General features: G+C 38.3%; 12 protein-coding genes. 6 read left to right on the top strand and 6 right to left on the bottom strand.

All coding sequences use genetic code 11. The annotated features are described in order from the left end of the window. Positions 1-4: 4 nt before the first annotated feature. Complete coding sequence (locus A37Q_RS0111230; protein ID WP_018300373.1) at positions 5-1,351, bottom strand: glutamine synthetase family protein; 1,347 nt, start codon at positions 1,349-1,351, stop codon at positions 5-7. A gap of 286 nt (positions 1,352-1,637) precedes the next feature. Here A37Q_RS0111230 and A37Q_RS0111225 point away from each other — a divergent pair, with 286 nt between their 5' ends. Beyond that, complete coding sequence (locus A37Q_RS0111225; RefSeq protein ID WP_018300372.1) at positions 1,638-2,681, top strand: transporter; 1,044 nt, start codon at positions 1,638-1,640, stop codon at positions 2,679-2,681. A 23-nt stretch (positions 2,682-2,704) separates the two neighbouring features. Here the strand turns inward: A37Q_RS0111225 and A37Q_RS0111220 are convergent, their stop codons facing one another. Continuing rightward, the gene (locus tag A37Q_RS0111220) at positions 2,705-3,976 is read right to left on the bottom strand and encodes a sensor histidine kinase (protein ID WP_018300371.1); all 1,272 of its coding nucleotides are present in this window, start codon (positions 3,974-3,976) and stop codon (positions 2,705-2,707) included. A 111-nt stretch (positions 3,977-4,087) separates the two neighbouring features. After that, positions 4,088-4,921, bottom strand: coding sequence for a DUF2608 domain-containing protein (locus A37Q_RS0111215; protein WP_018300370.1), 834 nt, complete (start codon positions 4,919-4,921; stop codon positions 4,088-4,090). Between the two features lie 122 nt (positions 4,922-5,043). Here A37Q_RS0111215 and A37Q_RS0111210 point away from each other — a divergent pair, with 122 nt between their 5' ends. The 4 genes from A37Q_RS0111210 to rsmG all read left to right on the top strand — a co-directional run bounded on the left by A37Q_RS0111210 (position 5,044) and on the right by rsmG (position 8,227). After that, positions 5,044-6,135, top strand: a complete 1,092-nt coding sequence (locus tag A37Q_RS0111210; protein WP_154648684.1) for an AGE family epimerase/isomerase — start codon at positions 5,044-5,046, stop codon at positions 6,133-6,135. Between the two features lie 4 nt (positions 6,136-6,139). Further along, positions 6,140-6,700, top strand: coding sequence for a YqiA/YcfP family alpha/beta fold hydrolase (locus A37Q_RS0111205; protein ID WP_018300368.1), 561 nt, complete (start codon positions 6,140-6,142; stop codon positions 6,698-6,700). 168 nt (positions 6,701-6,868) lie between these two features. Beyond that, entirely contained in the window at positions 6,869-7,492 is a 624-nt protein-coding gene (locus A37Q_RS0111200; RefSeq protein WP_018300367.1) for an NAD(P)H-dependent oxidoreductase, read from the top strand. A gap of 90 nt (positions 7,493-7,582) precedes the next feature. Next, a complete protein-coding gene (gene rsmG, locus A37Q_RS0111195; RefSeq protein WP_411763042.1) occupies positions 7,583-8,227 on the top strand; it encodes a 16S rRNA (guanine(527)-N(7))-methyltransferase RsmG in 645 nt (214 codons plus the stop codon). 8 nt (positions 8,228-8,235) lie between these two features. On the opposite strand, the gene A37Q_RS0111190 is transcribed toward rsmG, so the two are convergent. Then, a complete protein-coding gene (locus A37Q_RS0111190; protein ID WP_018300365.1) occupies positions 8,236-9,636 on the bottom strand; it encodes an MFS transporter in 1,401 nt (466 codons plus the stop codon). Positions 9,637-10,016: 380 nt separating this feature from the next. Here A37Q_RS0111190 and uvrA point away from each other — a divergent pair, with 380 nt between their 5' ends. After that, positions 10,017-12,842, top strand: coding sequence for an excinuclease ABC subunit UvrA (uvrA, locus tag A37Q_RS0111185; protein ID WP_018300364.1), 2,826 nt, complete (start codon positions 10,017-10,019; stop codon positions 12,840-12,842). Here the strand turns inward: uvrA and A37Q_RS0111180 are convergent. Both A37Q_RS0111180 and A37Q_RS0111175 read right to left on the bottom strand, forming a co-directional pair. Further along, positions 12,839-13,756 carry a hypothetical protein gene (locus A37Q_RS0111180; RefSeq protein WP_018300363.1) on the bottom strand — a complete coding sequence of 306 codons (918 nt, stop codon included), beginning with the start codon at positions 13,754-13,756 and terminating at the stop codon, positions 12,839-12,841. The genes uvrA and A37Q_RS0111180 overlap by 4 nt on opposite strands. Positions 13,757-13,864: 108 nt before the next feature. Beyond that, positions 13,865-14,716 carry a TIM44-like domain-containing protein gene (locus tag A37Q_RS0111175; protein ID WP_018300362.1) on the bottom strand — a complete coding sequence of 284 codons (852 nt, stop codon included), beginning with the start codon at positions 14,714-14,716 and terminating at the stop codon, positions 13,865-13,867. Positions 14,717-14,822: the final 106 nt, after the last annotated feature.

The raw sequence follows: 14,822 nt of genomic DNA, 5'->3' as shown, positions 1-14,822 counted from the left end.
ATCCTTAGATAATTTCAAAATAGCGTTTATATTCCCAATCGCTGACGGATTTTGAATATTCTTGCCATTCCCATTCACGGGTGGCTGAAAAATGATTGATAAATTCCTCTCCTAATAACTCACAGGCAATTTCGGAGGTTTTCATTTTCTGTGTTGCTTGCCATAGGTTAGGCGCTAGCCTTTCCCCGTTATCATCTTGATAGCCATTGCCTGCAATGGCTTTGGTATCAAGGCTTAGGTTATGTTTGATGCCATAAAGCCCAGCTGCTAATAAAGCTGCCATGGCAAGATAGGGATTTGCATCAGCACCAGGGGCGCGAGCTTCAATGCGCATCGCTTTTTCGCTGTTGTTTATCACGCGAAAAGTGGTGGTTCTGTTATCAATTCCCCAGTTCATAATGGTCGGTGCCCACATGCCCTCCACCAATCTTTTATAGCTATTTACTGTTGGGGCGATCATCGGTAGCAATTCAGGTAACACTTTCATTTGACCGGCAAGATAACTTTGCATCAAAGGACTCATGCAATGAGTCTCATTAGCATCAAAAAAGAGGTTCTTTTTGCCATCTGAGAGACTTTGGTGAACATGTCCTGACGAGCCGGGGAGATCAGGCGATATCTTTGCCATAAAGGTAGGCATAATACCGTGTTTAAGTGCAATTTCCTTTGTTGCTGCTTTAAATAAGCTTGCACGATCTGCTGATTCAATAATCTCAGTGTAATAGATGGCAGCTTCAAGAACACCCGGACCTGTCTCTGTATGCAGACCTTCAAGTGGCACATTAAACTGTAACAATAGATTATACAAATCATTGAGATAATCATGGTTTTGTTGGAGTTTTAATAAAGAGTAACCAAACATTCCGTTGCTTAAAGGTTGTAGCTCGCTTGGTGGTTTATTATAGATACTCTGATTTGTCTCTTTAAAGTTAAACCATTCAAACTCCTGTGAAAAAAGTGCTTGAAATCCCATATTCTCAGCTTGATGGGCTATTTTTTTCAATAGTGTTCTTGGGCAAGCTTGATGATTTGACTGTGAAAAATCAGCAAGGAAAAAACTAACCTCATCATCCCAAGGGACTTGGCGGTAGCTTGAAAGGTCAATCTCAGCAATGTGATCTTTGTAGCCATTATGCCATCCAGCCACAGGGGAGCTATTGTTATATAGCGCATCACTTGAGTCCCAACCAAAGACAACACTACAAAAACCAAAGCCACCCTCTAATGCAGATTGAAATTTCTCTTTGTTGATATATTTGCCTCTAAGTACCCCATCGATGTCGGTAATAGCAAGCTTTACTTTAGGATTTGGACTTTTTAAAACATGATTGATTATCTCTTTATGGTTCATCTATAAGAACACCAAATTCAGATGCAGGTTCAATCAATATAATTGAAATAATCTGCTGAAAAAAGCCTTGTTAGCGCAATATCGCTTTTAGAAGCAAAAAAGGCGCCCAAAAAGCATCAAAAAGGATTTTGTAAATTAAACAGTTATGTATAATCGGGTACTTTATAAAAGATGATAGCTTTATGTTGCAACGTTACTTTGCGCGATAACATGGTGCTACTAAAACATCAATGTAAGCGTGTGATTTTAAGCGGTTGCAGCATGACTATAAGAGAAGGTGAGTTTTATGTATAAAAGAGTATTAATGGTAGCAATATTCGCTGTAGGGCTATTGAGTCATTTTGCATTGGCAAATGAGATGAAAGCGCCTGCTGTGAATAAAGAGATGGCAAGCATGGGAAATGGTGGAAATGACATGATGACAATGTCCATGAATAACCATCAACACCATCATATGGATAATCTGGGCATGTGGATGTTTAATGTAATGCCAATGTATATGAATATGGATGGGCTCCAAAGTGGAACAAACAGCGTATCTGGTTCAAGCTCGGATATGATGGTTCCCAAAAGCATGAACATGTACATGCTGATGTTTATGGCAATGTATATGCGTGGCGATTGGAGTGTGATGTTAATGAACTCATACAATATCAAAACAATGGACATGGATATGAATATGATGGGCAAAACAACAAGCTCTAGCATGCGCTCTGAGGGTTTTAGTGATACCCAAGTTGTCGGTGGCTATAATCTGATTAATACTAAAGTGCAAAAGCTTCAGTTGCAAGGTGGGGTGTCATTGCCAACAGGGCGAATTAACTACAGTGGTGATATGCCTATGATGAGTGACACATTATATGGCTACCCAATGCAAATGGGCTCTGGAACATTCGATCCTATTTTGGGAATAAATTACACTTATTTTTGGCATAAACTTGTTACCTCAGCAGAGCTTGAGACTTTGCAGCGCCTTTATAAAAACTACAGATCATACCAGCTTGGTGATGTTTATCAGCTAACGTTGCTTGCAAATTATCAAGTGTTGTCATTACTATCAGTTGGCTCAAAACTTCAAGGCATTATCACGACAAAAACAGATGGTGTTGCTGCTGGAACCAATGCAAACTGGGGCGTGGATTATAACCCTGCAAATAGTGGTGGTAAGGTGATTAATTTATTTGCCACAGCAAGAATCAGTGGCAGTGGTGTATTACAAGGTCAATCACTTGCTATTGAGGCAGGGTATCCTATTTATCAAAATTTAAATGGCACGCAGATGAAACAAGGCTGGCAAGCCAGTGTTGCCTTGAACTTTATGTTTATGTAGTGTTTTTATAGCCGAAAACATCACTAACCAACCTGAAAACAAACACTAATAACAAGCCCTGTGCCGTGTAGCTTATTTTCAATTTTCATCGTGGCGTTGTGATTGATAAAAATAAGTTGGCTAATGGATAAGCCAAGCCCTGATCCTTGGGTTTTAGTATTTCTTGCGCTATCTTCACGGTAAAAAGGGCGACTGAGAGTATTGAGTGATGTCTCATTTACTCCCGGGCCATTATCACTAAAAATTACTTCTATTTGCTGCGGTGATTTTAGCTGTAAATGAATATCACAGTTTCCAGCATATTTTAACGCATTATCAATGAGGTTTTTAAAGGCGCTAAGTAATTGGTTTTCTTGTGCTTTTACAAGATACTTTGCCATTGAATTTTCTGCATTAAATTGTACTTTATCACTGTCATATTCTTGCGATAACTTCTCAAGCGCATGATAAAGGGAAATCTCAGTTACAGCCTCCTGACTAAAGGTTTTTTGTGTAAAGTTTAGCATCTTGGTCAGATGATCATTAATCGCGATAATATCACTTTCTATTTTTTCAGCGAGCGTTTCATCTTGGATCTTTTCACATAATAACATTAAGCGTGCAAGTGGTGTTCTGATATCATGTGTCAGTGCATTTAACATCAAAGCGCGCTCTGATTCAAAGTGCTCAATTTTATAGATGATTTTATCCATTAAATCAGCAGATTGCGCAATCAGCTTTGGTCCTGAGAGCGAGGGGTTTTGGTTGGGGGCATTGTTGATGATGATCTTACGAGATAAGGCTTTTGCTTTAACCCAAGGGGCAAGAAGCTTGATGCTTGAGTAACTGTAATAGATCAAAAAGCTCATAAAAATAATCTGTAGAATGACCAAAAAGAGCATATTTAGCCAAAGAAGGTTATGATGCTCAATGTTGATCCATTTATCTAATTTGGGTAGATAAATCGAAAAGTTTCTTTGGTCAAATTGAGCGGCTTTGATAAGATCATTGGCAATGCTTTGATCTGAAAGGTTAAGTGAAACAGGCGTAAACAAAGGCGTTGCACTAATACTTAGATTCTTGTTGTTCTTTTGAATATTGTGTAGAAGCTCTGCTTTTTTTTGCGGTGTAATAAAGCTTGATTCAGCGGTAATGGTGTTTTGTAGATAAATAAAGGCGCGTAAAACCTGCCTTGCTTTCTCTGTGGATTCGCTATGGGCAAAACTAAAAAGATAATAACTGGTAAAACCAAAAGATATGAGCATGATAAAGCTTAATGAGAGCAGTTTTAGCAGATAGATCTTTTTAACTTTCATAACGGATCAGGTTTGTCTTAAAGATGATTTAAGCCTATAAATATTCAGCCAAAAAGTCCAACTGAAGAAACAAAGAAATAATAAAAGTGATGATTGCTATTAGGTTTTCAATTACCCATTTAAGGTATTGACTAAATCAGTAATCTCGCCAGAGGCTTTTTTCCAGTTGTTAGGCTGCCAGTTTTCCTTGTCTTCAGGGTCTGGCAAGTAGGTGTAATGAAGTGAATAGTAAGCAAACTTGCCCTTAAGTTCCCTTTTAATCATATCCGCTTTGGATTTGGTATCATCAACATACACTATGGCTTGACATAAATTAGGGTTGTCAGTTTTAGCGCGTTCTTTCAGGATTAATGTCTGTAGAAGCTTGCCCTTATCACCACCTGCGGCAAATTGAATACCATTGATATACATGCTATAGCCATTTTTATACTTATTTAAGTGCAAGTAGCTATTATCAAAGTTGCCATCCCCAATGGGATTTTTGCTAAAATCAAAGTGATTGTACTGAAGCTGTCTTGTCGTTGTGGCGATGCTGCTAAACCCACGAGAAGTGAGCGCAATAGAAGGGTAGGCATCTTGTAGTTTACTGATGATTTCAGCGCTGTCTTTTTCAACGGGCTGATAGTTAATAAAATAGCGAATGGCATCGATAAAATCATAAATATTAGCCTTATTATCACCAAGCAGTTTTTTGGCATAATTATTGCCTTGAGATGCTTGCCAGTATACCCAGCTTTCACTGGCAAAACGCCCTTTATTGGTAATCAGCGTATTATCAATGTCATAGACAATACAGAGTTTGTCCTTGCCATAGGTGTTGGCAAGTTTATCAGCAAAAGGAATAATATCAGCCATATGTTTAACGGGTTTTTCTTGGTTTATCAGACCTGCATGGCTCGCTGTCACAAGCGATATTCCTAAAAGTAAACTCAGTGTTTTTTTCATTTTATGCTCTCCCATCAAATATTGCAGGCATCATAGCAGTCACAATTTCCAAGTACAATGTGGCGATAGCATTAATTTTTGTATTTTCTATTAAGCCATGTTTTGAAATAGGATATGATGGTGTGAATGTTGTTAGGTTATGGTTGGCTATGCAATCTCCAATAGAACAAATAAAACCAATAAAAAAGCTTTTAGATCACTATTATGCTTCGCTTATTCAAGCAATTACGGTCTATGGGTATGCCCCTGAATTCTTAAATAAACCCAAAGAAAAGCCATTTTCACAAACAAGGGCGCTTAGCCAAACAAGAAGTATATTCTTTTTGTTATGTTATCACAGGTTATTTGGTGTGAAAGATGCAAAAAAAGCAGCCTATCTATTATATCAAAAGCTTAAAAATGACTACTATCATCATGGTGCTAAGGATTGGTGTAAATATCCTAATGATGCTCCTATGGATGATTTGTATGAATATGCCTTTTTGCTGTTTTCTTTTTCACATTTATACAATGATTATAAAGAGAAAGTGATTTTAGATGACATTACAGAAATAGCTGAGCTGATAAAAGCAAAATACCTTGAAGTGGATTTTATCTCATTAAAAGATGAAAAGGGCGTGATTTGCCAAAATGCAATGATGCATTTATTTGAGGCCTATTTATCTGCTTATGAGTATACAAAAGAAAGTCACTATAAATTACATGCAGAGCAGTTACTTGCAAATATCATCAGGCGTTTTTACGATGAAGAGAAATTGTTGATTAAAGAGTATGATAGCACTTGTGAAAATGCACTCTATGAACCGGGGCATAGCTTTGAATGGTGCTCGCTGATACTCGATGCAAAGCGCCTTGGTCTTAATACAAATATTGAGCTAGAGCACAATAAAACACTCACTATAGATGAAAAATCTATAGTGCAATCCGCCGAGCACCTTGGTGTGTTGGAAAATGGTTTAGTGAAGCCTGAGATTCAATCAGGTAGTAATGACACCTATCGCATTTGGCCGATTTTGGAGCAAATTCGCTATTATGCACTTGCCAAGGATGCGCACAAAAAAGATGCTGCTGCCGCTGTTTTTATAAAGAACTATATTGAGAACAATAACCCTGTTGAGTATGTTAACTATCAAGGCATAAGTGATTTTGACAAAGTGAAATCAACAACAGGGTATCATTTGATTAATACCTTTCAACACTTTTTCAGAGGATAGAAAAATGCATTCATATTATTTTTTGTACTTACACGGCTATCAAGGATCCCCCAACTCAATTAAGGCGAATAAGCTTAAAACTTGGCTGAATGAAACCTATAACAATGTACATATTGATGCACCAAAGCTTGAAATGCATGCTGAAAGTGCTCTTTTGGATATTCATACGCGTTTAGATAATGTAAAAGCAGATAAAAAAGTGATTATCGGGAGCTCACTTGGTGGATTTATGGCGCACTTATTTAAGCAGCTTCGTGATGATGTTGATCAGGTGATTTTAATCAACCCGGCAACAAGACTGGATTTAATTGCAGATTTGCCGGCTTATCAAGAGGTGTCAGAAGATGCAAAAGCGCTGTTATCGCTTATGCCAACTCAGATTACATCGCTTGAAGATTATCTGTTATTGCTGCAAGAAGATGATGTTGTCACGCCAGCGGCATTTGCTGTTGATGGCTTTAATGGCGCCAATATTGATATCAAAACAGGTCAAGGGCATCACTATGATAATATTGAAGTGAGCTTTGAAGTGATTGAATCGTTTTTAAATAAAGTATCCGTATGATGATAGATTTGATTCATATGTTTACTGCTTGTATGCTTTGAAAGGGGTATAAAAAGCTTGCATAATAGTGGGTCATATTCATGGCAAATGATAAAACATTAACCGCTATAAAGCTGGCATAATGGTTTATATTAGTATAACAATAATAAAATAATAAGAGAGCACAAGATGAATTATTTAGATATATTAAACGCGCGCTTTGCTTGCAAAAAATTTGATCCAACCAGAAGTGTCTCTAAGGAAGATAAAGCATTTATTTTAGAGGCAGGAAGACTCTCCCCATCTTCTTTTGGCTTGGAGCCTTGGAAGTTTGTTGCCATTAGTAATAAAGCGCTTAGAGAGCAGCTAAAGCCACATTGTTGGGGACAACCTCAAATTACAGACTCTAGTTTTATCGTGGTGATTCTAAGTCGCTTGGGGCATAACTTCAGAGGCAAAACAGACTATGTGGCTGAAAAGATTGCCAGAAGAAAACTGCCTCAAGAAATGCAAGATGCCTATGCTGAGCGTGTCACAGTGCATTTAAGTGCAGAGGAAACAACGCAGTGGGCGAAAAGGCAGTGTTATATTGCATTATCTAATATGTTAAATGCGGCGCAGTCTTTAGGGATTAGTAGCTGTCCTATTGAGGGATTTTACCCAGAAGAAGTCAAAGCTGTGTTAGAGAAAGAAACCAATATTGATTTTAAAGATTTTGATATTTCAGGTGCAATTTGTGCCTTTGGATATAGCGCAATGGAGCGACCTGAAAAGTTCCGATCAAGCAAAGAGGAGGTGATTATTGAGATCTAAATCCTCTAATTGTAATGCCTATTTGTGTCAAAATGTTTTACCATAGAGAGATATTCATTATTTAAAGTATATCTTACATCTATGATAAGTATTGATTGCATGAACGACATGACTGGGGATGGTCATATAATGGTGCGCCAAGCAGTTGAGAAGCTTGGGCTTGATGTGGTTGATGGCCAAATTGATCGTTGGCTTGAGTATTTGGCGCTGTTGCAAAAGTGGAATAAAACCTACAATATGACCGCAATTACAAGGTTTAATGACATGCTGATTAAACATCTTTTTGATAGTTTGTCAGTGGCGCCTTTTATTACGGGAGAGCATATTGCTGATGTGGGAACGGGCGGTGGTCTTCCTGGTATTCCACTGGCGATTTTATATCCGCAAAAATCATTTACATTAATTGACAGTGTCGGCAAGAAAGTGCGTTTTTTAAATCATGCTAAAAAAGCACTTCAATTAGATAATCTTTTTCCTATTCACACAAGGGTTGAAACTTATCTGCCTGATCAGAAATTTGATCAAGTGATCTCTCGGGCATTTAGCTCTGTTAGTGACTTTTATGCACTCACCAAGCACTTGTTAAAAGAAGGCGGCGAGTTGATTGCGATGAAAGGAGAGATGATTGAAGAGGACTCAATAGCAAAATTGCCACTATCAGCCCAAAATTTTCCTGTTGAAGTGCCACAGCTTGAGGCTAAAAGGCATATTATTGTTTTAAAATCTGAAGCGTAGCATCTACATCAATCTAGCTGAATGGCTTTAAGTGCGCTTGGAGAGGCGCGTACAGAGGCAAGAAAGCTCACAAACATGCCAGCGGCGCTGACAATCATGACAGCGGAAAAGGCATAATTTGGAATCGGCAAATCAGCACTGATTTCTTTGGCGCCAGAGACAAACCCTAAAAGCACTGCAACCCAAGCAACTGCAAAGGCGCTTGAAAGTTGGATCACGGTGCTCATGATAACACTTGCTGTACCCATTTCATCATCGGTTGCTTGAGAGTAGGCAGCGGTATTACTCAGCGTTGTATAACTACCAAATAATAAGCCAAGGACAACTTGGATCAGTAAGTAAAACACAAAGTTAAAGTGCATAAATATCACTGCACAGGAAACAAAGCACAGAAACAATACAAAGGTGATAATGATATATAACTTGTAAAAGCCAAAGTAATTTAGAATTCGCTTAATAAAGCGTTTTATCATCCAAGCAGGAATGATAAATGCCAAGAAAGTCAATCCAGATTCAAGGGGCGTAAATCCTTCTTTTGTTTGCAGGAAAAGTGGAAATAGAAACATAATCCCCACAGTTGACAGTCGAAGCGTGACACTATGGGCAATAAAAAACCGAAAGAGTTTATTTTTAAATATCCCAAAATCAATAATCGCGTGAGATTGTTTAGCCTTAGCATGATATAGATAGCGAATCGCTAAAATGATAGCGATGACAAGAGAGGTGAGTTTGATACTCATGGGAATGCTTGGGTCGATTAAGGTGTCAACAAACAGCATTAGTAATGCAATAGCAAATCCTAAAAGCAAAAAGCCTTTAAGATCAAATTTCTTGTTAGGCTGTGTTCGCTCGTTCAGTGAAGGTAGAAGATAAATAATTGCAATCAGAGTGAATATGCCGACAGGGATGTTAATAAAAAAGATAAATCGCCAGTGAAGATAAGTTGTAATTGCGCCGCCTAAAAGTGGCCCTATCATCGGCCCCACAGTAATAATCGCACCTGTAATAGACATGGCGTATAACAGGTTGCCTTTAAATATACGGATAAGTGCTAAACGGGCAACTGGCATGGTAAAGGCGCCAAAAAAACCCTGACAGGCGCGAAATACAATCAGCATGGTCAAATTTTGCGACAAGCCACAAAGCACAGAGGAGACAATAAAACCTGAAACAGAAATGATTAAAAGCTTCTTAATACCAATTCTATCTGCAACCCATGAAGAGGCTGGAATAAATAGCCCAAGGGTTAAAAGATAGATGGTAATGGCAACTTTTAGATTAATAGGACTAATGTTAAAGCTCTGTGCCATTTGAGGCAAAGAGGTATTAAGTGCACTACCATCGATCAGCTCCATTAGCATAATAATGCCAATTGTGCAGGCAATCCAAGTTTGGTTTTTTGTTTGCATATTGAGTGTTCGTTCAGTTTGATAGTAAGATTATGCGCCTTGTATATTCAAATAGCAAATAGACACGCACTTGATTTATCATTACATCAGAGCAAAAAAACTAAGAGAGCTTTGAAATGTTTTGTGATTGTGATTACTCAAGCAATATACCACTCGCGAATCATTTTGCGGTGTTTAATGTTGAAGAAGTTTTTGATAGTTTTGAGTCATTGGGTTGCAGGTAATAGCTGGGACTATTAGCAATATCTGATGACTCAAAAGAACAAGAAATTCAATGGCAGAAATAGGGTAAAATGGTTTGCGGGTGGTATAAGCTTTCATCAAGGTGATTGTGGGTATATAATCAATGAAGTTTTGATGATGCAATAAGCAGTTGAATAATGGATAAAATCCTTATTAAAGGTGCAAAAACACACAATTTAAAAAATATAGATCTTGAGATTCCTCGAGATAAATTAACGGTTATTACTGGCTTAAGTGGCTCTGGTAAGTCTTCACTTGCTTTTGATACGCTTTATGCGGAAGGTCAAAGGCGATATGTTGAGTCGTTATCAAGTTATGCAAGACAATTTCTCTCTTTGATGGATAAACCAGAGGTTGATCATATCGAAGGTTTATCTCCTGCTATTTCTATCGAGCAAAAAACCACCTCTCACAATCCACGCTCAACCGTTGGCACCGTGACGGAGATTTATGATTATCTTAGGGTACTTTTTGCAAGAATTGGCGATCCGATGTGTCCGGAGCATAAGGTGTTACTGAAAGCACAAACCATCACACAAATGGTGGATCATACTCTTTCAATTGATGAAGATGAAAAGTTAATGATTGTGGCACCTGTGATTATTGATAAAAAAGGTGAGCATATTCAATTAATGGAGAAGCTCTACCAAGAAGGCTATTTGCGTGCACGTATTAACAATGAAGTCTATGAGCTTGACAATCCGCCAAAGCTTGATCGCTATAAGAAGCATACCATTGAAGTCATAGTGGATCGCTTTAAACCACATAAAAAGCATCAGCAAAGACTGGCAGAGTCTTTTGAAACCGCGCTTGATTTATCCTCAGGTATCGCGAAGCTTGTCTTTCTCTCAGGGGAGCAAGAGGATATTATTTTCTCATCAAAGCATGCCTGTCCATTTTGTAATTATTCATTAAAAGAGCTTACACCACGGATTTTCTCCTTTAATAGCCCAAGTGGTGCTTGCCCGAGCTGTGATGGGCTTGGCACAAAATCTTACTTTGATATTGAAAAGATTATTCCAGATGCTACTTTATCATTACAACAAGGAGCTGTTTCTGGATGGGATAGACGAAATGGCTATTATTTTGCACAGCTTGAAGCACTAGCAAAGCACTTTGAGTTTTCTTTAGCAACACCATTTAAGGATTTGAGTGATGAGGCAAAAAATCTGGTTCTAAATGGCTCAGGCAAAACCAAAATCGAGGTGAATTTTAAAAGCTCAAGAGGCAGAAGTTATCATAATATTAAGCCTTTTGAAGGGGTGCTGGGCAATTTTGAGCGCCGTTATAAAGAGACGGATTCGGCATTAATTCGTGAAGAGTTATCGAAACTAATGAGTAACCTGCCTTGCCCAACTTGCCATAAAACACGCTTAAATGAAGGGGCAAGAAATGTCTTTATTGATCATAAAAATATTGCAGATCTGACCGCATTATCAATTAAAGATGCGGTAAAGTGGCTAGATGGACTTTCGCTCAAAGGGCAAAAAAAGGTCATTGCAGAGCGCTTGTTAAAAGAGATTCTCTCAAGATTAGGGTTTTTAGTAAATGTTGGCTTGGATTATTTAAACCTATCTCGCCAAGCTGATACGCTATCGGGTGGTGAGGCACAACGAATTCGTTTGGCAAGTCAGATAGGAGCTGGCCTTGTCGGTGTGATGTATATCCTTGATGAGCCATCGATTGGTTTACATCAACGAGATAATCAAAAGCTCTTGGATACCCTTCATCATTTAAGAGATTTAGGCAATACGGTTATTGTCGTTGAACATGATGAAGATGCCATTAAACAGGCAGATCATATTATTGATATTGGGCCTGGGGCCGGGGTGCATGGTGGTGAAATTGTCGCTGAAGGTCGTTTAAGTGAGATTTTAGACAATCAACGTTCACTGACAGCAAACTATCTCTCTGGAAAAGAGAAAATCACCATAGGCGCTAAACGTTTAAAACCTAAAAAAGGCCACTTCCTTGAAGTAATTGGTGCCGCAGGGAATAATTTAAAAAATGTTTATTTAAAACTGCCACTTGGTCTTTTAACCTGCATTACTGGTGTTTCAGGTTCAGGAAAGTCAACCTTAATCAATCGCACCTTGTATCCTTTGGCAGCAAAATTATTAAATAGAAATAACTCATTAACCCCTGAGAAATATGATAAATATAAAGGGTTTGAGCATTTGGATAAGGTGATTGATATTGATCAAAGCCCAATTGGGCGTACTCCAAGATCAAACCCAGCAACATATACCGGCGTTTTCACTCCAATTCGTGAGCTTTTTGCAGCAACCAACGAAGCACGCTCTCGTGGCTATCAACCGGGACGCTTTAGCTTTAATGTGAAAGGGGGGCGCTGTGAGGCGTGTCAGGGAGATGGGGTATTAAAGGTAGAGATGCACTTTTTGCCGGATGTTTATGTGCCATGTGATGTTTGTCAAGGCAAGCGCTATAATCGAGAGACGCTAGAGGTGACTTATAAAGATAAGAATATCTCTGAAGTTCTTAATATGAGTGTCGAGGAGGCTTTGTCTTTCTTTCATGCAGTCCCGCAGATTAAAAAGCGCCTGCAAACCTTAATGGATGTAGGGCTGTCTTATATTACGCTTGGACAAAATGCAACGACCTTGTCAGGAGGGGAAGCACAAAGGGTGAAACTTGCCAAAGAGCTGTCAAAATCGGCAACAGGGCAGACATTATATATTCTCGATGAGCCAACAACTGGTTTACATTTTCATGATATACAGCAGCTATTAAATGTCATTGTGCGCTTAAGAGAACAGGGAAATAGCATTGTGATTATTGAGCATAACCTAGATGTGATTAAAGTAGCTGATTGGATTATCGATTTGGGTCCAGAAGGTGGAGATGGTGGTGGTCAGATCATTGCTGAAGGTGCCCCCGAGAAAATTGCTAAGAGTAAAGACTCTTATACAGGGGCGTTTTTAAAGCCGATGTTATTCGACTAGTGTTTATTAGGTGTTTGTATTATATTGAACTTTGGATAGTATGCCCCATACTGGTTTTTTGAGTTGGACCCTTCAACAATAAACACAGGTTTTTTGCTAGGTTGCTTAAGTTCAGCTGCATAAGTGCTATTAGGTAGCTTATCAAGCATTCCTTGAAGCCAGAAAATAGTTAACCCGCTATTTGCGTTAAGATTATCTAATTTTGAAATTTTGTAATACCAATCTTTTGATCGTTTGCCGTTTATCAAGGGTTGTACTAGTTTTCTAGGTAAGTCTTTAGTCAGGTTTGTAGAGCTAATATAATCATCGTAGAAGCTGCGCTCAATTAAGACACTTGGACTGTTTAAGTCACTAGGGTTTATATTTAATGTGGTCGTCTTATTCAAAGAAGTAAAAATTTCTGGTGAATTTGTATTGATGGTGACTAAATTTTGATCACATTTATTAACAAACTTGGTTTGAATAGTCTTCTGATAATGCCCCTCAGAGGTGGTGATATCAATAGTTTGTTGATCCATAGTAGCTTTATTGTTACGGTGGATTATATAGTAAATGCGACATTTATCATCAGTATAAAGTTTATCACCTGTATGACAGGTTGAATGATCCTCATCAATGGTAATGCCATCGCTACCATCAATAGATAAGATAGTAAAAGAACTTATTGAGTTTATTGCTTGCATGTTGAACATAATATTTGGACTTTGTGTCGCTATTACTTCAATAAAGCCACTTGGTGATTGCATGCTGGTTATGTTTGCATATTCAGGAGAGCTTTGGCTAGAAAATGATAACGTCTCTGTGTGTGATGGCTGAGGGTTGTTCCCACTATTGGAGCCAGTGCCACAAGCCGCTAACAACAATGGTACTAATACAGGAATAATTTTTATGCTATTTACTAGTTTATCTTTCATTATACTCTCCTAATGGTTTGTTACAAAAATGTAGGAGGAATTATATAAAAGAAGATATTGACTGAAAAGCGTACTGAATACGTGTTAAGTTAGGTTGTTATGAAATCACTAAAACTGCTGAATACCTGCAACTTGCCATAAGTGCTCTTGATCTTTGCGAGTGAAGTGCCAGACTTCTTCAAAACTTTCCCAATTGCTAGTATTATCTTCTTTTACCTGTCCGATAAACATCACACTGGCAACCCAGCTATCGCCTTGTTTTTCACAAGAGATCACCTTGGAGTTTAAATCTTTAAACTCAGCAATGTCGGTATTTTCATGAATATCATCTTTAACACTGACATATAAATCTTCAGTTAAATAGCCTTTGATTTTTTCAAGCCCGCTTTGTGTATTCAGCGATTGAAGCTGATTGAATAAGTTTAATGCCTGATGATTAAAAACAGACTCTGGTGTGCCATCAGGCAATTTACCATCTTGGATCCCTACACTTGTGTTTTCTGCGGCTGTTGCCTCTAGTGTATTTGCATGTTGTGTAAATGCACTTTGAGATTGATGACTCTCTTCTCGTGTGTTTTGCGCTGAAGCTTGTTGTGAGTTCATATGATTTTGTTGCATCTGTTGTGCTAATTTACTTCGTCTGAACATAAAAACGAGAGCTGCAAGAATTAAAAGGACAATAATAAGTCCAGTCATTCCTTGAGCGCTAAACAGCCAAGCAAAAAGCGCGCCTAAACCAAGTGCCGCCAAAATTCCGCCAAGCATGCCAAAGCCGCCTTTTTTCTGGGTTTGGTTGGCAGCGGTAGAGTTTGTGTTTTTTGCAGGTGCCGCTGAGCGCGAATAGCCATGGCTTGAGCCACCGCCAAAACGCTTTGCCTCAGCAATTTGAAAGCTTGAAAAAGCTAAAAATAAAAGTGAAAAAATCACAAGAAGTCTTTTTAAATTCAAGTGTTGTAACATAGTCCCTGCCTGTATATTCGGTTATTGTTGTCGCTGACATGATAGTTGAAATTTGCTATAGATACCAACAACAAAACATTTATTACTTGGCAGATAGATTGTATTT

It is taken from the genome of Fangia hongkongensis FSC776 = DSM 21703, assembly GCF_000379445.1.
GTDB lineage: Bacteria > Pseudomonadota > Gammaproteobacteria > Francisellales > Francisellaceae > Fangia > Fangia hongkongensis.
The sequence above is the reverse complement of the archived record's forward strand: the minus strand, read 5'-3'. Positions and strand labels throughout refer to the sequence as shown.

Excerpts from the sequence above, each read along its gene's own strand:
- A37Q_RS0111230 (WP_018300373.1), bottom strand. The coding sequence starts at position 1,351 with ATGAACCATAAAGAGATAATCAATCATGTTTTAAAAAGTCCAAATCCT.
- A37Q_RS0111225 (WP_018300372.1), top strand. The coding sequence starts at position 1,638 with ATGTATAAAAGAGTATTAATGGTAGCAATATTCGCTGTAGGGCTATTG.
- A37Q_RS0111220 (WP_018300371.1), bottom strand. The coding sequence starts at position 3,976 with ATGAAAGTTAAAAAGATCTATCTGCTAAAACTGCTCTCATTAAGCTTT.
- A37Q_RS0111215 (WP_018300370.1), bottom strand. The coding sequence starts at position 4,921 with ATGAAAAAAACACTGAGTTTACTTTTAGGAATATCGCTTGTGACAGCG.
- A37Q_RS0111205 (WP_018300368.1), top strand. The coding sequence starts at position 6,140 with ATGCATTCATATTATTTTTTGTACTTACACGGCTATCAAGGATCCCCC.
- A37Q_RS0111200 (WP_018300367.1), top strand. The coding sequence starts at position 6,869 with ATGAATTATTTAGATATATTAAACGCGCGCTTTGCTTGCAAAAAATTT.
- A37Q_RS0111190 (WP_018300365.1), bottom strand. The coding sequence starts at position 9,636 with ATGCAAACAAAAAACCAAACTTGGATTGCCTGCACAATTGGCATTATT.
- uvrA (WP_018300364.1), top strand. The coding sequence starts at position 10,017 with ATGGATAAAATCCTTATTAAAGGTGCAAAAACACACAATTTAAAAAAT.
- A37Q_RS0111180 (WP_018300363.1), bottom strand. The coding sequence starts at position 13,756 with ATGAAAGATAAACTAGTAAATAGCATAAAAATTATTCCTGTATTAGTA.
- A37Q_RS0111175 (WP_018300362.1), bottom strand. The coding sequence starts at position 14,716 with ATGTTACAACACTTGAATTTAAAAAGACTTCTTGTGATTTTTTCACTT.